The sequence below is a fragment of the Vibrio sp. THAF190c genome, from assembly GCF_009363355.1.
Classification (GTDB): Bacteria; Pseudomonadota; Gammaproteobacteria; order Enterobacterales; family Vibrionaceae; genus Vibrio; species Vibrio fortis_A.
Map to the genome: position 1 here is coordinate 958,529 of NZ_CP045338.1, position 20,191 is coordinate 978,719.

At 45.8% G+C, this 20,191-nt stretch carries 17 protein-coding genes; 12 read left to right on the plus strand and 5 right to left on the minus strand.

Annotated elements, in window-relative coordinates:
- Nucleotides 1-5 precede the first annotated feature (5 nt).
- From FIV04_RS04385 to FIV04_RS04400, 4 genes are all read left to right on the plus strand, one after another.
- On the plus strand, nt 6-1,118 hold the full coding sequence (locus FIV04_RS04385; protein WP_152468355.1) for an ABC transporter ATP-binding protein: 1,113 nt from the start codon (nt 6-8) through the stop codon (nt 1,116-1,118).
- A gap of 307 nt (nt 1,119-1,425) precedes the next feature.
- Nucleotides 1,426-2,421: a TRAP transporter substrate-binding protein gene (locus tag FIV04_RS04390; protein ID WP_150895462.1), complete on the plus strand. Its 996-nt coding sequence runs from the start codon at nt 1,426-1,428 to the stop codon at nt 2,419-2,421.
- 66 nt (nt 2,422-2,487) lie between these two features.
- Nucleotides 2,488-3,222 (plus strand): TRAP transporter small permease, encoded by a 735-nt coding sequence (locus FIV04_RS04395; protein WP_150895459.1) that lies wholly within the window; start codon nt 2,488-2,490, stop codon nt 3,220-3,222.
- Nucleotides 3,223-3,224: 2 nt separating this feature from the next.
- Entirely contained in the window at nt 3,225-4,586 is a 1,362-nt protein-coding gene (locus FIV04_RS04400; protein ID WP_032549610.1) for a TRAP transporter large permease, read from the plus strand.
- Nucleotides 4,587-4,628: 42 nt separating this feature from the next.
- Here FIV04_RS04400 and FIV04_RS04405 read toward each other — a convergent pair whose 3' ends face one another.
- The 3 genes from FIV04_RS04405 to FIV04_RS04415 all read right to left on the minus strand — a co-directional run bounded on the left by FIV04_RS04405 (nt 4,629) and on the right by FIV04_RS04415 (nt 8,059).
- Entirely contained in the window at nt 4,629-4,808 is a 180-nt protein-coding gene (locus tag FIV04_RS04405) for a hypothetical protein (protein ID WP_150895966.1), read from the minus strand.
- Nucleotides 4,809-4,899: 91 nt separating this feature from the next.
- Complete coding sequence (locus FIV04_RS04410; RefSeq protein ID WP_152468356.1) at nt 4,900-6,234, minus strand: sigma-54 dependent transcriptional regulator; 1,335 nt, start codon at nt 6,232-6,234, stop codon at nt 4,900-4,902.
- A 10-nt stretch (nt 6,235-6,244) separates the two neighbouring features.
- Nucleotides 6,245-8,059 carry an ATP-binding protein gene (locus tag FIV04_RS04415; RefSeq protein ID WP_152468357.1) on the minus strand — a complete coding sequence of 605 codons (1,815 nt, stop codon included), beginning with the start codon at nt 8,057-8,059 and terminating at the stop codon, nt 6,245-6,247.
- A 628-nt stretch (nt 8,060-8,687) separates the two neighbouring features.
- Between FIV04_RS04415 and tig the strand changes: the two genes are divergently transcribed.
- The 7 genes from tig (at nt 8,688) to FIV04_RS04455 (ending at nt 17,593) form a co-directional block, all read left to right on the plus strand.
- Nucleotides 8,688-9,986, plus strand: coding sequence for a trigger factor (tig, locus tag FIV04_RS04425; RefSeq protein WP_032549605.1), 1,299 nt, complete (start codon nt 8,688-8,690; stop codon nt 9,984-9,986).
- Between the two features lie 105 nt (nt 9,987-10,091).
- The gene (gene clpP, locus FIV04_RS04430; protein ID WP_032549604.1) at nt 10,092-10,718 is read left to right on the plus strand and encodes an ATP-dependent Clp endopeptidase proteolytic subunit ClpP; all 627 of its coding nucleotides are present in this window, start codon (nt 10,092-10,094) and stop codon (nt 10,716-10,718) included.
- Nucleotides 10,719-10,801: 83 nt separating this feature from the next.
- On the plus strand, nt 10,802-12,082 hold the full coding sequence (gene clpX, locus FIV04_RS04435) for an ATP-dependent protease ATP-binding subunit ClpX (RefSeq protein ID WP_032549603.1): 1,281 nt from the start codon (nt 10,802-10,804) through the stop codon (nt 12,080-12,082).
- Between the two features lie 132 nt (nt 12,083-12,214).
- Complete coding sequence (gene lon / locus FIV04_RS04440; protein ID WP_032549602.1) at nt 12,215-14,566, plus strand: endopeptidase La; 2,352 nt, start codon at nt 12,215-12,217, stop codon at nt 14,564-14,566.
- 192 nt (nt 14,567-14,758) lie between these two features.
- Entirely contained in the window at nt 14,759-15,031 is a 273-nt protein-coding gene (locus FIV04_RS04445) for an HU family DNA-binding protein (RefSeq protein WP_004736083.1), read from the plus strand.
- Nucleotides 15,032-15,247: 216 nt separating this feature from the next.
- The gene (gene ppiD, locus FIV04_RS04450) at nt 15,248-17,113 is read left to right on the plus strand and encodes a peptidylprolyl isomerase (RefSeq protein ID WP_152468358.1); all 1,866 of its coding nucleotides are present in this window, start codon (nt 15,248-15,250) and stop codon (nt 17,111-17,113) included.
- A gap of 183 nt (nt 17,114-17,296) precedes the next feature.
- Complete coding sequence (locus FIV04_RS04455; RefSeq protein ID WP_152468359.1) at nt 17,297-17,593, plus strand: helix-hairpin-helix domain-containing protein; 297 nt, start codon at nt 17,297-17,299, stop codon at nt 17,591-17,593.
- 29 nt (nt 17,594-17,622) lie between these two features.
- On the opposite strand, the gene rrtA is transcribed toward FIV04_RS04455, so the two are convergent.
- Entirely contained in the window at nt 17,623-18,156 is a 534-nt protein-coding gene (rrtA, locus tag FIV04_RS04460; protein WP_152468360.1) for a rhombosortase, read from the minus strand.
- A 9-nt stretch (nt 18,157-18,165) separates the two neighbouring features.
- Between rrtA and FIV04_RS04465 the strand changes: the two genes are divergently transcribed.
- The gene (locus tag FIV04_RS04465) at nt 18,166-18,783 is read left to right on the plus strand and encodes a tRNA-uridine aminocarboxypropyltransferase (protein ID WP_152468361.1); all 618 of its coding nucleotides are present in this window, start codon (nt 18,166-18,168) and stop codon (nt 18,781-18,783) included.
- A gap of 25 nt (nt 18,784-18,808) precedes the next feature.
- Here FIV04_RS04465 and FIV04_RS04470 read toward each other — a convergent pair whose 3' ends face one another.
- The gene (locus FIV04_RS04470) at nt 18,809-20,152 is read right to left on the minus strand and encodes an anti-phage deoxyguanosine triphosphatase (protein ID WP_152468362.1); all 1,344 of its coding nucleotides are present in this window, start codon (nt 20,150-20,152) and stop codon (nt 18,809-18,811) included.
- Between the last annotated feature and the right edge of the window lie 39 nt (nt 20,153-20,191).

A 20,191-nucleotide genomic window follows, 5' to 3' on the forward strand; every position in this document is an offset into this window, starting at 1 on the left:
TACCCATGGCAACATTAGATTTAAAACAGATCCGTAAAACTTATCGCAACGCGGACAACGAAACGTTAAAGGGCATCGACATTAGTATCGATTCGGGGGAGTTCTTGATACTTGTCGGCCCTTCGGGGTGTGGAAAATCCACCCTAATGAACACCATTGCTGGGCTAGAAAACATTAGTTCAGGTGAGATAGTGATTGATGGTGTCGACGTGGCTCAGGTTGAACCTAAAGACCGCGACATCGCGATGGTGTTTCAATCTTATGCGCTATACCCAAACATGACGGTTCGCGGCAATATCGCCTTCGGCTTGAAGATACGCAAGATGCCGCAGAACGAGATCGATGCTGAAGTGAATCGAGTCGCTGAAATGCTGCAAATCGAGCAATTGCTGGACCGCAAGCCATCACAGCTATCGGGTGGTCAGCGTCAACGTGTCGCTATGGGGCGTGCACTGGCGCGTCGTCCTAAGCTGTACTTGTTCGATGAGCCGCTTTCTAACTTGGATGCTAAATTGCGTGTGGAAATGCGCCATCAGATTAAGCGCCTCCATCAAAAGCTTAATACCACGATTGTGTATGTAACCCATGACCAAATCGAGGCAATGACGCTGGCTGACCGTATTGCAGTAATGAAAGATGGCGAATTGCAGCAGTTAGGCACACCACAAGAGATCTACACTAAGCCAAGCAACATGTTTGTGGCAGGCTTTATGGGGTCGCCATCGATGAACTTCATCAAGACTATGGTGGATCTCGATGAGGAACAGAACCCGATCATCAAGGTTATTGGTACGGCGGATCAAGAGCACCACATTCGTCTGCCGAAAAGCATGCGAGAACAAGATGGCAAAGAAGTGGTGATTGGCCTGCGCCCAGAGCACATTACTGAGCAGCAAGGTGATGACCTATCGGCAACCACTAAACTGGACTTGCAGTTGGAAGTGTTAGAACCGACAGGGCCAGATACGATTGCGATGGTGAAGGTAAATGACCAAGAAGTGGCGTGTCGCTTATCACCGGAATTTGAAGTGTCGGTAGGGCAGATGGCACCGCTGCATTTTGACCTGTCTAAAGCGGTATTCTTTGATGCACAGACTGAAAGACGAATTGATTTCTAATCGATTTAGCATCTCAGGTTAAATAAAAGCAGTCCTAATTAGAGGCTGCTTTTCTATTTTCTAACCCCAATAGTCGCGACACAAACATCGAGCACCTCGGTGGCTTTCCACCCATTTACAAATATTCGATGTGTCATTTTCCACCCATTACTTATGCGTCTGTTTTTTCTCGGGTTCGTCTAATTATCCGCGAAGCCTTGTGGTTAAAGGGTTGTTAAATAATTGTAGCTAGTTGGCGCGCTAATTGCCTTAGTGATGACATGCAGTTCCCATTGATGGGCTGCTTTGTTTACTAAGGAGAATAATAATGTTTAAGCCTCTTACCCTGCTATCTGTATCTGCACTTGCGCTCACAAGTTTCAATGCTGCTGCGAACTGTGACCCTGGTGAAATTGTTATCAAATTCAGCCATGTAACAAATACCGATAAGCACCCGAAAGGCATTGCTGCTTCTCTACTAGAAGAGCGAGTAAACACGGAAATGAACGGTAAAGCTTGTATGCAAGTTTTCCCTAACTCAACGCTATACGATGACAACAAGGTACTGGAAGCCCTGTTAAACGGTGATGTTCAAATGGCGGCGCCTTCGCTGTCTAAATTTGAAAAATTCACTAAGAAATACCGCATTTTTGACCTTCCGTTCCTATTTGAAGATGTTGACGCTGTTGACCGTTTCCAAAACTCAGAATCTGGTGAAAAGCTGAAGAATGCAATGAAGCGTCGTGGCCTTCAAGGTCTAGCGTTCTGGCATAACGGCATGAAGCAGATGTCTGCGAACAAGCCTCTTATCAGCCCTGCAGATGCAGAAGGTTTGAAGTTCCGTGTACAAGCGTCTGATGTACTGGTTGCACAGTTTGAGCAGTTAGGTGCTAACCCACAGAAGATGTCGTTCAAAGAAGTATACGGCGGCCTGCAAACTAAAGTTATCGACGGTCAAGAGAACACTTGGTCTAACATCTACGGTAAGAAATTCTTCGAAGTACAAGACGGCGTAACAGAAACCAACCACGGTATTCTTGATTACCTAGTGGTAACGTCAAACGACTTCTGGAAAGGCCTACCTAAAGACGTACGTGAACAGCTAAACACAATTGTTAAGGAAGTATCTGAGACACGTAACGCTGAGTCTTCAAAAGTTAACCTAGCGAACAAAAATAACATCATCGAAGCGGGTGGTGAGGTTCGTACTCTGACACCTGAACAGCGTCAAGCTTGGGTAACAGCGCTTCAACCAGTATGGAAGAAGTTTGAGAAAGACATCGGCTCTGATCTAATCGAAGCTGCACTGGCTTCTAACCAGTAATACCGCTATTGGGTGGCGGCTCCCTACCGCCGCCCTTTATTAAAACAATTATAAGCGGAGCATTTTATGGAACAGTCTCAAATGGAACAGTCTTTATTTTCCAAAGTCGGAAGAGTCACCGATTTAATTGAAGAGTCTTTAATAGCCTTCTTTCTGGGTGCAATGACCCTATTAACTTTTGCGAACGTGGTATTTCGATATGCGTTCAACGACAACATTTTATGGGCATTGGAACTCACCGTATTCATGTTTGCGTGGATGGTGTTAGTTGGCGCTTCTTACGGCGTTAAAAAGCACTTTCACATCGGGGTTGATGTGGTTATCAACCTAGCACCCGAGAAACTGAGAAAAGTGTATGCCTTGGTTGCTGTCACTTGTTGTCTTGCGTTCTCTATCTTGCTTTTGATTGGTTCTTGGAACTACTGGTACCCATTCGCGACCGATCGCGCGTGGTACGAAACCGACGATATTCCAATGCCAGAGATGCTGCAGTTCTTAGCGGATTGGCTTAACGAAGGCGAGCGCTACGAAAAGCTGCCTCGATTCATTCCTTACATGGCACTACCGATTGGTATGGCGCTTCTTACATTCCGATTTGCCCAGATTGCTTATCAAGTCGCGACAGGCAAGATTGACCGCATGATTGCAGGTCATGAAGCGGAAGAGGATCTTGATGCACTGAAAGCTCAAGTGGAAGCTGGAAGTGACGAAGACGCGACAGCGATTTTGGATTCGCAAAACTCCGTGAAAGCGGAAGATTCAAAGCCATCTAATCAACAATCGAAAAGCAAGGACGACTAATCATGGCGATGTTATTTCTATTCTTGATGGTAATCGCTTTCATGCTTGTGGGCGTGCCGATTGCTATCTCACTGGGCCTATCCAGTATTCTGTTTTTGTTGATGCACTCAGACGCGTCACTTGCTTCAGTGGCGCAAACCCTGTTTAACGCGTTTGCGGGTCACTACACTTTGTTAGCAATCCCGTTCTTCATTTTAGCGTCTAGCTTTATGTCTACGGGCGGTGTGGCAAAGCGAATCATCCGTTTTGCAATCGCAATGGTCGGTTGGTTCCGTGGCGGTCTGGCAATGGCGTCTGTTGTCGCGTGTATGATGTTTGCGGCACTGTCTGGCTCTTCACCAGCAACGGTAGTGGCGATTGGTAGTATCGTAATTGCTGGTATGGTGAAAAATGGCTACTCAAAAGAGTTCGCGGCAGGTGTGATCTGTAATGCGGGTACTTTGGGTATTCTGATCCCGCCATCGATCGTAATGGTTGTTTATGCCGCAGCAACAGACGTGTCTGTTGGCCGTATGTTCCTGGGTGGTGTTATTCCGGGGTTACTGGCGGGTGTGATGTTGATGATCGCTATCTACATCGCTGCTCGTATCAAAAAAATCCCGGCACAACCGTTTGTTGGTTGGGGTGAAATGTTTGATGCTGCGAAAGACGCGAGTTGGGGCTTGCTGCTTATCGTAATCATCCTTGGTGGTATTTACGGTGGTATCTTTACACCAACAGAAGCGGCGGCAGTGGCAGCGGTGTACGCCTTCTTTATCGCGAACTTTGTCTATAAAGACATGGGACCTTTCGCCGACAAAGAAAACAAAAAGCCGATGCTAGTGAAAGCACTACAAACCTTCGTCCACAAAGACACTAAAGATACTTTGTACGATGCCGGCAAGTTGACCATTATGCTGCTGTTTATCATTGCGAACGCGTTGATTCTGAAGCACGTACTAACAGAAGAGCGCATTCCACAAATGATCACCGAGTCGATGCTATCGGCAGGTCTTGGTCCAATTACCTTCTTGATTGTGGTTAACGTGCTGCTATTGATTGGTGGTCAGTTCATGGAGCCATCTGGTCTTCTAATCATTGTTGCACCGCTGGTTTTCCCAATTGCGATTGCACTGGGTATCGACCCAATCCACCTAGGTATCATGATGGTGGTGAACATGGAGATAGGGATGATAACGCCACCAGTGGGGCTCAACTTGTTTGTGACCGCAGGGGTTGCGAAGATGTCGATGATGAACGTGGTGAAAGCGGCGCTGCCATGGGTTGGTGTTATGTTCCTGTTCTTGATAATCGTAACTTACGTGCCTTGGGTATCAACTTGGCTACCGACGACCCTAATGGGACCGGAAATCATCACTAAGTAACACGATTAAGTACAACGTTATCGTTAACGAATAGATGAAGAGTTAAACCTCTTCATCTATTTTTTTGCTTGGTTCACGACGTGTAACTTTGTTTCTTCTATCGTACCCTTTCCAACGAGCATGACCTTTGCGTCGTTCTCGCCCTGAACGCTTCTCTTCTTCGTAATGCCCGTCGATCAAAACGGTATCAGATATGGCAGGAACTGTTGTCTTCTCGTTCATAACTCGATTTGATGGTGTTGAATCGGATACTGAAAGTATGGTTGAGCGCATGCATCTCTGCCAATTTAGAAACTAAACTGACAGAAAGAGTTTACTTAAAATCGTCTTTGTCGATTTGGTAGCGCTGCATCTTGTCGTACAGAGTTTTTCTCGGCACGTTAAGCAACTCCATCGTTAGCTTGATGCTGCCTTCGTTGTCGATCAAAGCTTGCTCAATCACTGACTTTTCAAAGCTTGCTACTTGATCAGCCAAACTCGAGCATACCTCTTGCTCAACAACATCCCCCAGTTGTGCCAGTTTTCCTAGCAGAATGAAACGTTCTGCGGTGTTTCTAAGCTCTCGCACATTGCCAGGCCAATCGTGGGCCATTAATTTGTGCAGGTCGCTACTTGGTAGTGCTTGCGCGGTTTTGCCATAACGTGCCGCAGCAACCAATAGAAAGTGGTGGAAAAGGGCGGCAATGTCTTCTTTGCGACTGCGTAGTGGTGGTAAATCGAGTGTAACGACATTGAGACGATAGTAGAGATCTTGTCTAAATGTGCCTTCAGCAGCGGCTTTTTTGAGGTCGACTTTAGTGGCTGCGATGACGCGAATATCCAAAGGCTGCAGCTGGTTGGAACCAATACGCTCGATAACGCGTTCTTGAAGAACTCGTAGCAGACGAATCTGCGCCTGCATTGGCATAGATTCAATCTCGTCTAGAAATAGGGTACCACCTTGGGCATGTTCGAACTTACCGATCCTCTTGGTTTCCGCTCCAGTAAAGGCGCCTTTTTCGTGACCGTATAGTTCGCTTTCAATCAAGTTCTCCGGTACCGCACCACAGTTAACCGCGACGAAATTCTGCTCACGTCGACTGCTCTGTTCGTGAAGCGAGCGCGCCACTAACTCTTTACCCGTTCCGGTTTCACCAAACAGCAAGATATCGGCGCTAGTGTCCGCAACATGAGTAATGGTTGAACGCAGCTCTTGGATAACTGGTGTGTCGCCGATGATGCGTGGACCGAGGGTTTGGCTAGCTTTTAGTGACTGTTTGAGCTCGCGGTTTTCGAGGATCAATTGACGCTTCTCGATGGCTCTCTTAGTGGTCTCAATCAGCCTTTCATTGGCAAATGGCTTCTCGATAAAGTCATAGGCGCCATCATGAATCGATTTCACCGCCATTGAGATGTCACCGTGCCCGGTAATCATGATCACCGGTAGCTCTTTATCTTTGTGGATGACGGTATTCAGCAGGTCATGGCCAGATAATCCGGGAAGACAGATATCAGTGATGATGACGTGAGGCAGTCCATGCTCTTGGATAGCAATCAACGCTGATTCTGCGTCGGGGAAGAATTGAGCATCAATGTCTGCCAGTTCAAAACTCTGTTCACTGGCTAGCCGCAGATCTGGCTCATCATCAATGAAATAGACATGGCACATAATGGTTCCTTTAATCGTTATTGTTATTTTGTTGTTCTGTAATTAACGGCAGACAAGTAGTAAATCTTGCTCCGCCTAATGGGCTTTTGGCGTGGGTGAGTTCGCCGTTTATGCCTCTTATAATCTGTTGTGAGATTGATAGCCCAAGTCCTAAACCATTCTTCTTGGTGGTATGAAATGGTTCAAAAAACTGTTGCGGCGTGTCATGCGCAAAGCCGGGGCCGTTATCGTCAATATGTATCTGAATACATCGCTCTGAGTTGGCATTGGTATGGTATTCGAACTCGAGATTAAGCTGTTTAATCTCTTGCCCTTCCATGGCCTGCATACCATTAGTGATAAGGTTAATGATCACTTGCTCAAGCTGGATAGCATTGGCTTGAATGAGCGCATCTAGCTTGTCAGGAAGGGGGGATATCGCCACTCTTTCTGCCTTCAATTGAGGTTTCATTAACTCGATAGAGGAGTGAAGCAGAGGGAGCAATTGCAGTTGCGATAGGTCTTCCGCGTTTGATTTCTTGGCAAATGATCGAAGTTGATGGCTGATCTTAGCCATACGGTCAGTCAATGATGAGATACGTGATAAGTTGTCATCAACGCGTTCGAACTTTTCTTTGGCTAAAAATAGACGCCCGTTATCGGCGTAACTGCGAATCGCAGCGAGCGGATTGTTTAACTCGTGACTGATGCTTGCGGACATCTGCCCCAAAACTGCTAGTTTCGCGGCTTGGATTAACTCATCTTGGGTCTGCCTCAATACCTTTTCTGTTTCGGTGCGTTGAAGAACCTCTGCGTGTAATTCTGATGTTCTCTCCAATACTAGAAACTCGAGCTTCTGTTTGGCCTCAGATTGCAGTCTGTCTATCTGAACCCGACGATGGATGCGGTTTAGATTGAGCTGTAGGGCGAGATAAATGATTGCAAACACCAAGCTCAGTACCACCAGATAAGAGATCAGATCCCACCACACTAAATGAGTAGGAGAGAGTACCCTGACCGTTAATCTCGGTTGTTCAATAAAGCGTGAAGAGACAAAAAACTGCTCATGAACCAGAGGATGAAGAGATTGAATGGTGCTGGTGGATGAGTCAAGGTCGCCGTTGAAGTTCAGGCTCTCAATGTTGGTATCAAGGAACTGTCTTCCCTCTTGGATCTCACGTTTACGCGCATCGTCCAATGGCTGCAAGCTTTTAAATAGCCAGTCGGGGTTACTCGACATAAACACCACATGGTCTTTGTCATCAGCAACGAAGTAACTCTGTTTGCCTTTCCAGCTTGCTTCAATCAGTGATAGGTCCATCTTTACGACGATCACACCGATGATTTCGGCCGCATAGGAGACAGGGTAAGAGTAGTAATAACCGCGCTTTCCAGAAGTCGACCCTAGGGCGAAATATTGATTCTCTTTGCCGCTAAAAGCGTGCTGAAAATAGGGCCGGAAAGCAAAGTTACGACCAACAAATGAGTGGCTTTGATTCCAATTGCTGGCCGCAATCGTGGTACCAATATGGTCGAGCAAATAGGTGTCAGAGGCTTGTATTACCTGATTCACATGTGCCAGGTAGCGATTGGTAAGTTCTATCTGTGCAGAGTTATCAGGAGCATGTAGCGCATCGATCAACTCTTTGTCTTTAGAAAGCAGTTCTGGAATGTGTGCGAATTTATCCAGTTGACTGGCGATATGTACCGAGAAACGGTCAAGCTTTGATTGGTGATCTTCGAGCAAACTTTGATGACTTATTTTCCACACCCAGTGGCCGCCGAGAATCATCAGCAACCCATAGGTGATGAGCAGCAAAATGGGTAGGCGGGAAGGTTGAAACATAAGAGATCTCGCTGTGTATTACGGTGTAGAAAAGCGTGTCATGTGCCTGAAACGCTCAAAGTGTCACAAAAAGTTCAAAAAATGAGGCCTGACAGATAGTTATAGGTTAAGGCTTTGTAACGCAGATTGTTGAAAAAGTTATCGACTCTGAGGGGTAAAACAAGAGCAAGATCTCTTTTTAAGCTTTTTCGGAAAAAAAGCCCTCGATTCCCTTGAAAAAGCCGCTATTGTCCCCATTTCCGATGTGTCGAGTGGTGTTTTGATTGAATATGCCCCTCTCAGGCGGACGAATTTAGAGCATTCATCATCAAGCTGAGGTGATTGGCTCGACAGAGATTAAACAGATCGCTAGAATGTCGCGTCTAAAATTTCTGTCCTGAGGCTAATCGGAGATACCTTTCCTTGTTGTAAAACAGGCTATGAACTTCGCTGAAGAACATAGAAAAAAGATATCGCTGATTAGTCTGGTGTTTGATTGAATGATCACTCAGGCATCAATGCTCAATTTTAAATTAGGTGTTCGGATAGAGCACTACACAAGGATGCAGCCAACAACACGCGTTCCCAAGGAATGCACGTTACGGCTCATATGCTCAGATTATCTGAGCCAGTTTTGAGGTTTTATATAATGCAAGTTACTGTTGAAACGCTAGAAGGCCTAGAGCGCCGTCTTAATATTACTGTTCCTGCTGCTAACATCGAAGATGCAGTTACAGCTGAACTACGCAACATCGCGAAAAACCGTCGTTTCGATGGTTTCCGTAAAGGCAAAGTGCCAATGAAGATGGTTGCTAAAATGTACGGCAAAGCAGTACGTCAAGACGTGATGGGCGAAGTAATGCAACGCCACTTCATCGAAGCGATCGTTAAAGAGAAGATCAACCCAGCTGGCGCACCAACTTTCGCACCAGTAGAAAACAAAGAAGGCGAAGATCTAGTATTCAACGCAACTTTTGAAGTTTACCCAGAAGTTGAGCTGAAAGGTCTTGAGAACATCTCTGTTGAGAAACCAGCAGTAGAAGTTAAAGAAGCTGACGTTGAAGAGATGATCGAAACTCTACGTAAGCAACAAGCAACTTGGACTGAAGTTGATGCAGCTGTAGAAGAAGGTTCTCGCGCAACTATCGATTTCGTTGGTTCTATCGACGGTGAAGAGTTCGAAGGCGGTAAAGCTGAGAACTTCCCACTAGAGATGGGTGCTGGTCGCATGATCCCTGGTTTTGAAGACGGTATCGTTGGCAAAACTAAAGGCATGGAATTCGAAATCGACGTAAACTTCCCAGAAGATTACCACGCTGAAAACCTAAAAGGTAAAGCTGCTAAGTTTGCAATCAAAGTAAACAAAGTTGAAGCTCGTGAACTTCCAGAACTAAACGAAGAGTTCGTTGCTAAGTTCGGCGCGACTGACGGCGTTGAAGGTCTTAAAGCTGAAGTTCGTAAGAACATGGAGCGTGAGCTTAAGCAAGCTGTTAAGAACCGCATCAAAGAGCAAGCTATCGACGGTCTAGTTAAAGAAAACGACATCGACGTTCCAGCTGCACTTATCGACCAAGAGATCGGTACTCTACGTCAACAAGCTGCTCAACGTTTCGGTGGCAACACTGAAGCTGCTGACCAACTTCCACGTGAGCTGTTCGAAGAGCAAGCTAAACGTCGCGTAGTTGTTGGCCTTCTACTTGGTGAAGTAATCAAGTCTGAAGAGCTAAAAGCTGACGATGAGAAAGTAAAAGCAATCATCGAAGAGATGGCTACTGCATACGAAGATCCATCTGAAGTTATTGCTTACTACGAGCAAAACGAGCAAATGATGAACAACATGCGCAACGTTGCTCTAGAAGAGCAAGCTATTGATGCAATCATCGCTAAAGCTCAAGTTTCTGAGAAAGAAGTTAGCTTCAACGAGCTAATGAATCAGCAACCTGCTTAATATAGTAATATCTGACGTAGAAGGTTGACGTACGGTCGACAATTCTGCTAACAATGGTCCGTATGATTTAATCATTCGGGCCATTTATTTTAGGGACATAAGAATATGAGCTACCAAGAAAAAAATACAATGCCATCGATTATGGACGCACTAGTTCCAATGGTGGTTGAACAAACTTCCCGTGGTGAACGTTCTTACGATATCTATTCTCGTCTTTTAAAAGAACGAATCATTTTCTTAACCGGTCAAGTGGAAGACCACATGGCAAATCTTGTCGTGGCTCAACTGCTTTTCTTGGAATCAGAAAACCCAGACAAAGATATCTATCTATACATCAACTCTCCTGGCGGCAGCGTAACTGCGGGTATGTCTATTTACGACACAATGCAGTTCATTAAGCCAAACGTGAGCACAGTATGTATGGGGCAAGCTTGCTCGATGGGTGCATTCTTACTTGCTGGTGGTGAGCCAGGTAAGCGTCATGTGCTTCCAAATTCTCGTGTAATGATTCACCAGCCACTTGGCGGCTTCCAAGGCCAAGCGTCTGATATTCAAATCCACGCGCAAGAGATCCTAACGATCAAACAGAAGCTAAACAAACTATTGGCAGAGCACACAGGCCAGCCTCTAGAAATCGTTGAGCGTGACACTGATCGTGACAACTTCATGTCTGCAGAACAAGCTGTAGAGTACGGTTTGGTGGATTCAGTTCTGAATCATCGCGGTGAGTAATTGCACAGGCAATTGTTTAACGCAAATTGATGCAAATTGATATACACTCAAATCATAGAGAGTAAAGGCTAAGAGGTTAGCGAATGACAGATAAAAGCAAAGAGGGTGGTAGCGGTAAACTGCTTTACTGCTCTTTCTGTGGCAAAAGCCAGCACGAAGTTCGCAAGTTAATCGCAGGCCCTTCTGTTTACATTTGTGACGAATGTGTCGACCTTTGTAACGACATTATTCGTGAAGAAATTAAAGATGTTCTTCCAAAGAAAGAATCTGAAGCGTTACCAACGCCTCGTGAGATTCGAGAGCACCTTGATGACTATGTAATCGGTCAAGAGTACGCGAAGAAAGTGCTAGCAGTTGCAGTATATAACCACTACAAGCGTTTACGTAATGGTGATACAACAGCTGAAGGCGTAGAGCTAGGTAAGAGTAACATTCTTCTTATCGGTCCTACTGGTAGTGGTAAAACACTACTTGCTGAAACATTGGCTCGTTTCCTAGACGTTCCATTTACTATGGCAGATGCAACCACACTAACCGAAGCGGGTTACGTGGGTGAAGATGTAGAAAACATCATTCAAAAACTGCTACAAAAATGTGATTACGACGTAGCGAAAGCGGAACGCGGCATTGTTTACATCGATGAAATCGACAAGATTTCTCGTAAGGCTGAAAACCCATCAATCACGCGTGACGTGTCTGGTGAAGGTGTACAGCAAGCACTTCTAAAACTTGTAGAAGGCACAGTCGCTTCAGTACCGCCTCAAGGTGGTCGTAAGCACCCACAGCAAGAGTTCTTGCAAGTGGATACATCTAAGATCCTATTTATCTGTGGCGGTGCGTTTGCCGGCCTAGATAAAGTGATTGAACAACGTGTAGAAACAGGTTCTGGTATCGGCTTTGGCGCAGAAGTGCGTTCAAAAGATGAAACCAAAACAATCGGTGAGCTATTCACTCAAGTTGAACCTGAAGATCTAGTGAAGTACGGTCTAATTCCAGAATTCATTGGTCGTCTACCGGTGACAACCACACTGACAGAGCTAGACGAAGAAGCACTGATTCAAATTCTTTGTGAGCCGAAGAACGCACTGACTAAACAGTATGCTGCGTTATTCGAGCTAGAAGACACTGAGCTTGAGTTCCGTGAAGACGCACTGCGCGCAATTGCTAAGAAAGCAATGAGCCGTAAAACAGGTGCTCGTGGTCTACGTTCTATCTTAGAAGGTGTGCTACTAGAAACGATGTACGAACTGCCATCATCTACTGATGTGAGCAAGGTTGTGATTGATGAGTCGGTGATTAACGGAGAGTCTGAACCTCTTCTAATCTACAGCAATTCAGAGAACCAAGCGGCAGTAGCAGAGTAGGTCTTTTTTAGACTAGTGACTCAAATTCCAAAAGGAGGTAAGCAATTACCTCCTTTTTTTTATTCTTCCATTGAATCCAGTCGTTTAAGCCCCATATACTGCTTTATAAGTTAAAGCGGAAGAGAGAAATATATGAACTTGGAACGTTCCGAGCGTATCGAGATCCCCGTGCTGCCTCTACGTGATGTAGTGGTTTACCCACACATGGTTATCCCACTGTTTGTTGGTCGTGAAAAATCGATTACTTGCCTAGAATCGGCAATGGAAGCTAACAAACAAGTGCTACTAGTGGCGCAGAAAGAAGCGGATACTGATGAGCCTTCAATCGACGACCTATTCGAAGTAGGTACCGTTGCTACGATTCTTCAGCTTTTAAAGCTACCTGACGGCACAGTTAAAGTGCTTGTTGAAGGTCAGCAGCGTGCGAAAATTCACCAATTCAAAGAAAGTGAATTCTTCCTTGCAGATGCAGAATACGTTGTCACCTCAGAACTTGACGAAAAAGAACAAGAAGTGGTTGTTCGCAGCGCGATCAATCAATTCGAAGGCTTTATTAAGCTAAACAAAAAGATTCCGCCAGAGGTACTAACGTCTCTGAATGGGATTGATGAAGCCGCTCGTCTAGCGGATACCATCGCAGCACACATGCCACTTAAACTGGTAGACAAACAGCACGTACTAGAGATTCTAGATGTGACTGAGCGTCTAGAGTTCCTGATGGGCCAAATGGAATCAGAAATTGATATCCTGCAGGTAGAAAAACGCATCCGTGGTCGTGTTAAGAAGCAGATGGAAAAATCTCAGCGTGAGTACTACCTGAATGAGCAGATGAAAGCGATTCAGAAAGAACTAGGCGAGATGGACGATGCTCCAGACGAATTCGAGACTCTGAAGAAGAAGATCGAAGAGTCGAAAATGCCTCAAGAAGCGCGTGAAAAAACCGAGCAAGAGCTGCAAAAGCTGAAGATGATGTCGCCAATGTCGGCAGAAGCAACAGTCGTTCGTAGCTACATTGATTGGATGGTTGGTGTGCCTTGGGCGAAGCGTTCTAAAGTTAAGAAGAATCTAGCGAAAGCAGAAGAGATCTTAAACGAAGACCACTACGGTCTAGAGCGTGTTAAAGAACGTATTCTTGAGTACTTGGCGGTACAGAACCGTATCAACAAGCTGAAAGGTCCAATCCTTTGTCTTGTCGGTCCTCCTGGTGTTGGTAAAACCTCGCTAGGTCGCTCAATCGCGGCTGCTACAGGTCGTAAGTACACGCGTATGGCGCTAGGCGGCGTGCGTGATGAAGCAGAGATTCGTGGTCACCGTCGTACGTACATCGGCTCTCTTCCGGGTAAGCTAATCCAGAAGATGTCTAAAGTAGGAGTTAAGAACCCACTGTTCCTATTGGATGAGATCGATAAGATGTCTTCTGATATGCGTGGCGACCCATCTTCAGCGCTGCTAGAAGTTCTCGATCCAGAGCAAAACAACGCGTTTAACGATCACTACCTAGAAGTAGACTACGATCTTTCTGACGTTATGTTCGTTGCGACGTCTAACTCGATGGACATTCCTGGCCCACTACTGGACCGTATGGAAGTGATTCGTCTATCTGGTTACACAGAAGACGAGAAGTTAAACATCGCTAAGCGTCACCTTGTTGATAAGCAAGTGAAACGCAACGGTCTTAAGGCAAACGAGATCACTATCGAAGATTCTGCAATCATCGGTATTATTCGTTACTACACACGTGAAGCGGGTGTACGTAGCCTAGAGCGTGAGATTTCTAAGATCTGCCGTAAAGCGGTTAAGAACATCCTGCTAGATAGCGATCTTAAGTCTGTAACAGTAACTATGGACAACCTAAAAGAGTACCTAGGTGTTCAACGTCATGACTTCGGTAAAGCAGACGAGAGCAACCGCATCGGCCAAGTAACAGGCCTAGCGTGGACTCAAGTTGGTGGTGATCTATTAACGATCGAAACTGAAGCAATGCCAGGTAAAGGTAAGCTAACGCAAACCGGTTCTCTTGGCGACGTAATGAAAGAGTCGATTCAAGCGGCGATGACCGTAGTTCGCTCTCGTGCTGAAAAACTGGGTATTAACTCGGATTTTTACGAGAAGCGTGATATCCACGTTCACGTACCTGAAGGTGCAACACCAAAAGATGGCCCAAGTGCGGGTATCGCAATGTGTACTGCACTTGTTTCTAGCTTGACAGGTAACCCTGTAAAAGCAGAAGTGGGTATGACGGGTGAAATTACACTTCGTGGTGAAGTTCTCCCTATCGGTGGCTTGAAAGAAAAACTGCTTGCAGCACACCGTGGTGGCATCAAAACAGTACTGATTCCAAAAGACAACGAGCGTGATTTGGAAGAGATTCCAGACAACGTAATCGCTGATTTAGAAGTCATTCCTGTTCAGTGGATTGATGAAGTATTGAAAGTTGCACTAGAACGAGATCCGTCTGGGGTCGAGTTTGTCGCTGAAAAATAGTGATGCGCAGCAAAAATAAGTAAAGAATTACGCTGATGAGTCTAAAAAGGCTTGTCAGCGTTTTTTTTGGGCGCTAAGTTAATTGACTAAAGCCGCAAGCCCTTTTGCAATAAGGCTTTCGGCTAAATTAAAACCAAAATGGAACGTACCGTCATCCTAAATTAGTCGCAGATGACAAAGAGGGGAAACACAGTGAATAAAACACAACTAGTAGAATCAATCGCAGAAAACGCAGATATCTCTAAAGCTTCAGCTGGCCGCGCTCTAGACGCATTCATCGAAGCAGTTGGCACAACACTTCAATCAGGTGACCAAGTAGCACTTGTTGGTTTTGGTACTTTCAGTGTTCGTACTCGTGCAGCTCGCACAGGTCGTAACCCTAAGACTGGTGAAGAAATCCAAATTGCAGAAGCAAAAGTACCTGGCTTTAAAGCTGGTAAAGCACTAAAAGACGCATGTAACTAATATTGCGGTACCTAGGCGCTCGTTAAGCCAAGGTAGCAAGATGCGTTAGCTGTTTGAAAAATGATGTTTCATTCGTAAACAGTTATTGTGCAAAGCACATTGAACTAATTTAAATTATGCGCATCCTACTGATGCGCATTTCTTTTTCTGATAATATCGCGTGAATAAGATTTTTATGTTGAAGCCCATGCTTCATATCCGGAGAGCACTTAAATTATGATGGATCGATTACGCGAAGGCGTGAATAGCATCGCGGTAAAAATTATCCTTGGGTTGATTATCCTGTCATTCGTATTCGCAGGTGTAGGTAGCTACATCACAGGTGGCGGTAACAACGCTGCAGCGAAAGTTGGCAATACCGAAATCGGTCGTGGTGAGTTCGAACAAGCTTACCAAAACGAGCGTAATCGTATGCAATCACAACTTGGCGATTACTTCTCTCAAATGCTTGCAGACCCTGCATACGTAGAGTCTTTCCGTAAATCAGTACTTGATCGCATGATCAACGATGTACTGCTTGAGCAGCAAGCTGAATCTCTAGGCCTACGCATCAGCGATTCGCAAATCCGTACGATGATTCTAGAGATGCCTCAGTTCCAAACTGCAGGCCAATTCGATCAAGAAGTTTACCAAGCGGCACTTCGTCGTGCTGGCTTTGGTCCTGAAAGCTTTGCGGAATACATGCGTCGTGACCTAATGCGCAACCAACTGGTGACAGCGCTACAAGGTAGTGAGTTTGTTCTTCAAGGTGAGATCGATACTCAAAGCAGACTGATTGCTCAAACACGTGATATCCGCACAGTGACGCTATCTGTTGCTGAACTTGCGAAAAGCGTTGAGCTAACAGAAGAAGAGATTTCAGAGTACTATCAGCAAAACCCACTAGCTTACACTCGTCCAGAGCAAGCGAAGGTGTCTTACATTGAGCTTTCTGCAGAAGCGCTGAAAGGTCAAATCCAGGTGTCTGATGAGCAAGCTGAGCAGTACTACCAAGAGCACCTAGACAAGTACTCAACTGAAGAGCAACGCAAAGTAAGTCACATCCTTGTTCAAGGTGACGATGAAGCAAAAGCGCAAGCTATTCTTGACGAGCTAAACGCAGGTGCTGATTTTGCTGCACTAGCAGAAGAGAAATCTGACGATTTCGGTAGCGCTGATGTTGGCGGTGACTTAGGTTGGATTGAACGTGATGTGATGGACCCAGCGTTTGAAGATGCGGCTTTCGCTCTAGAAAACGTAGGTGACACAACAGGCCTAGTTAAATCTGAGTTTGGTTACCACATCATCAAGCTAGACGAGCTGCAAGCTTCTAAAGCACAGCCTTTCTCTGAAGTAGCGGCTGAAATCAAGCAAGAGCTATTGGATCAGGAAGCCGTAGACCAATTCTACGAACTACAAACTGAACTAGAGAAGGTTGCGTTTGAGTACCCAGACTCACTAGACGATTCTGCAGAGGCGATTAACGCTAAGATCCAGACAACGGACTTCGTTTCTCAAATCGACGCTCCTGAGCTACTGAAGACGCCAGCTGTGATGCAAGCGATTCTGAGCCCAGAAGTGAAAGAAGATGGCCTAAACTCAGAAGTTATCGAAGTAGCGCCTGAACACGTTATCGTGGTTCGCGTTGAAGAGACTCGTGACGAAACTGTACTTCCACTAGAAGAAGTACAAGACCAAGTTGTTGCTGCACTGTCTGCTGTTAAAGCGGAACAACAAGCAATTGAGCTAGGTGTATCACTAGTGAATGAACTAAAAGCGGGTAACGAAGCAGTACTAGCGGAAAACAACCTGACGTTCAGCGAACTTGAAACAATTGACCGTAGCTCACCACTAGCAAGCTCTGTGTTTGCTTTTGCCAAGCCAGAAGCGGATCAACCAGTATTTGGCCAAGCGAAAGACCAAAACGGCAACATTGTGGTTGTCGAGCTATCTAAGGTTACTGCAGATATTAACCCAGCTTACAGCACTCAAATCGGTGCGCAGCTAGAGCGAGTTGGTAACCAGCAAGACCTGACGAACGTTCTGAACGTACTTCGTAAGAACGCAGACGTTGAATACTACATTGTAGGTCAAGGTCAATAATAGCAAGCTCAGTAAAAGATAGCTTGAAGAGTAGGTTTGCGAGCCAGCCTACACGACAATGAAAATCAGTTGTAACTCAAAGCGGGTCACTTAGGTGGCCCGCTTTATTTTTGTCTCAATAAACTACGGTAGTCGGTTTTCAAAGAGTAATGTTCAGTTTTCACAACATAGAACGGAAAGAAAATGAAAAGTCTATACACTCTTTTAGTGTCTCTTATGCTTGCCTTTAGTACTTCAGTTTGGGCAGATAGCCCGTCTAAAGCAGAACTTTATGAAGGGATAGAGGTAACGGTAAATATCAACACGGCCACTGCGGAAGAGTTGTCGGCTTTGTTAGTTGGTATTGGAGGCAAAAAAGCGCAGGAGATTGTGCAGTATCGCGACCAGAATGGTGCATTTCAGAAGCCTGACGATTTAACGAATGTAAAAGGCATCGGTGCAGCAACCGTTGAGAGGAACCGAAAGAGAATCGAGCTGTAATAGAGCTAAATATGAAGGGTTAGAGCCCTTCATATTCTTCGTTTTACCTTAACCCATGCCAACAGAAATCCACCCAACGCCCCAATGAGGTGGGCTTCAATCGCAACACGAGCATTGATCAGTGCACCAGTGGTGGCTGAAGGCCCCACAAACTGCTCCCAAGCGACTTTCGCAACTAGCCCCGCAACCAGTAACCAACTTGAGCGTCTGCCTGTCAGCGCCTCTGTCAGAGCGAATACACCGAACAGGCCGTGCAGGGTTCCTGATAAACCGACATAACTTTGTATATCTGTCGCTAAAAGTCCCGTTCCGGTAAATAGGCTGATAATGAACAGGTAGGCTAGGAGTCTGACTCGGCTTGGTTGAAATACAAAACAGATCACCCATAACCCAGTAAGGTTCATTGCTAAGTGCGAAAGGTTGGTATGGGAAAAGTTTCCTGTTACGATTCGCCACCATTGTCCATTGGCGATTGCATTGTGATCCCAAACGACCCAAGCTTGAATCGGGTCAAATTGGAACAGCACACACATCAGTGAAGTAAAAACTAAAGCAGGGTACACCGTAAATCCATGTCTCGTTATTGCCCCCAGTGCCGTAAGGCTTTGAAAGCGTGTATTTGTCAGTGGATCACTCCACTTGAATCGGACGTTGAGCTTATCATTCTTCAGCACCCATCAGAAGAGCACAGACCGATGGGGACCGCACGTATTTTATCCCTGTCATTGGAAAATAGCGTGACCTTCATTGGCGAAGACTTCTCTGAACACGACGCTCTTAATCGTCTGTTGAACGACCATCAGTATCAACATGCAATCTTGTACCCAGGTGAGAGCTCGGTGTCGGTGGAACAGCTTTCTGCGTCTAGCTTGAATGGTACTGAAGAGCAAAAGCTGAGAATCATCTTGCTCGATGGGACGTGGAAGAAAGCGTTTAAGATGTGGCAAGTCTCCAGCAACTTACAGCAGCTAGATACCCTTCATTTACCAAAAGATCTGAAAGGGAATTATCGGATTCGCAAAGCGCCGAGTGAAAACAGCCTATCTACCGTAGAGGCGGGTTACCACTTGCTGAGCTTGCTGCAGCCTCATCGTGATTTTGACCCGTTGCTTGCAGCATTTGACCGAATGATTCAGTTTCAAATCGACCAAATGCCACCAGGCGTATTTGAGAAAAATTACTTAAGTTAGGTGTGTCTCAGCGAAGCCTAGCTTGTTAGAACTCGGTATGTGCCGAGAACAGCTGTTGATGCATTTTCTGAGCGAGGTCATCGGTCATGGATGAGATGTAATCAGCGATAACCCTCATCTTACGAGACTCTTCAGTGTGGTTTTGCCACTGCTTTTTAATTGCCAGTGGTAACAAGCGCTCGGGGTCGGCACTGAAGGCTTCAAACATGTCCATGATGATCTGCTGTCCCTTGTATTCGATGACTTGAACTTCAGGTACCTGAATCACAAACTCACTCACAAAGTGCTTCAGCTTATCTAGGGTTAAATCCATACTTGGTTCTAGGTAGGCATTATGGGAAAGCAGAGGGTTTTCAAAACTCGCATCTACTGGCTTGATTGAGATGCTGGTAAGTAACGCGTTAACAATGCCGCCAATTGCATCTTTACGACGGTATTGCTCACCTGAGAACAACATTTCAGTAATTGAATCGAGGTGGCGTGTGACCCAAGGATCGTTGGCTTCCAACAGTTGCGGGTAAGCTGATTCCATCCACTGGGCTTTGGTCACTGAACCCAACACGATCGCATCTTCCAAATCATGCACGCCATAGGCGATGTCGTCTGCTAACTCCATAATGGAACAGTCGAGAGATTTGTACTTGGTCTTATTGTGTTCAAACGGTTCGACGTGAGATTTTCTTGGTTGTTGAATAAGAGCTTGGTCATGTTCAGACAAGGGAGCCAGTACCCACTCAAACAGCGCTTTATCGTGGTCGTAAATACCTTTAGCTGGCATCCAATCTTTGGCTCGCAGTTGTCTTTGGTGTTTAACTGGCTCTGGCATTGAGGTGGCTTTTACCTTGCTGATCAGCGATGGGTACTTGATCAAACCAAGAAGAGTACGCCTTGATAGATTCATGCCGTGGTGCTCAGTGTAGGGTTCCAACTGAGTCACAATACGGAAAGTTTGAGCATTACCCTCAAAGCCGCCATGATCACGCATCATATAGTTGAGCGCCACTTCACCACCATGGCCATAAGGTGGATGACCGATATCATGAGCAAGACACAAAGAGTCAATTAAGCTATCCGATGGCAGCAGTTCTCGAAACTCAGGCTGCTTCTTTTTTAGTTGGGCGACGATCCCGGTTCCCAACTGAGCCGCTTCCAGGGAGTGAGTCAGGCGAGTACGGTGGAAATCGTTGATGGCGGTGCCGTGGACCTGGGTTTTGGCTTGCAGGCGTCTAAATGCGGCAGAGTGAAGCACTCGAGCTCGGTCACGTTGAAATGGGCTTCTGTGGTCATCTCTGCGAATCTTGTGTTCATCGTCGTTGCGTGCTTTCCATTGCTCGGCAAGCAATAGAGTAGGTGAGTTTGAAAGCGTCACATGAGCACCTATTGGTTTAGAGTTATTGTCACAACTTAT

Coding starts and splice junctions, on each gene's coding strand:
- FIV04_RS04385 (WP_152468355.1), top strand. CDS start 6: ATGGCAACATTAGATTTAAAACAGATCCGTAAAACTTATCGCAACGCG.
- FIV04_RS04390 (WP_150895462.1), top strand. CDS start 1,426: ATGTTTAAGCCTCTTACCCTGCTATCTGTATCTGCACTTGCGCTCACA.
- FIV04_RS04395 (WP_150895459.1), top strand. CDS start 2,488: ATGGAACAGTCTCAAATGGAACAGTCTTTATTTTCCAAAGTCGGAAGA.
- FIV04_RS04400 (WP_032549610.1), top strand. CDS start 3,225: ATGGCGATGTTATTTCTATTCTTGATGGTAATCGCTTTCATGCTTGTG.
- FIV04_RS04405 (WP_150895966.1), bottom strand. CDS start 4,808: ATGAACGAGAAGACAACAGTTCCTGCCATATCTGATACCGTTTTGATC.
- FIV04_RS04410 (WP_152468356.1), bottom strand. CDS start 6,234: ATGTGCCATGTCTATTTCATTGATGATGAGCCAGATCTGCGGCTAGCC.
- FIV04_RS04415 (WP_152468357.1), bottom strand. CDS start 8,059: ATGTTTCAACCTTCCCGCCTACCCATTTTGCTGCTCATCACCTATGGG.
- tig (WP_032549605.1), top strand. CDS start 8,688: ATGCAAGTTACTGTTGAAACGCTAGAAGGCCTAGAGCGCCGTCTTAAT.
- clpP (WP_032549604.1), top strand. CDS start 10,092: ATGAGCTACCAAGAAAAAAATACAATGCCATCGATTATGGACGCACTA.
- clpX (WP_032549603.1), top strand. CDS start 10,802: ATGACAGATAAAAGCAAAGAGGGTGGTAGCGGTAAACTGCTTTACTGC.
- lon (WP_032549602.1), top strand. CDS start 12,215: ATGAACTTGGAACGTTCCGAGCGTATCGAGATCCCCGTGCTGCCTCTA.
- ppiD (WP_152468358.1), top strand. CDS start 15,248: ATGATGGATCGATTACGCGAAGGCGTGAATAGCATCGCGGTAAAAATT.
- FIV04_RS04455 (WP_152468359.1), top strand. CDS start 17,297: ATGAAAAGTCTATACACTCTTTTAGTGTCTCTTATGCTTGCCTTTAGT.
- FIV04_RS04465 (WP_152468361.1), top strand. CDS start 18,166: ATGTCTCGTTATTGCCCCCAGTGCCGTAAGGCTTTGAAAGCGTGTATT.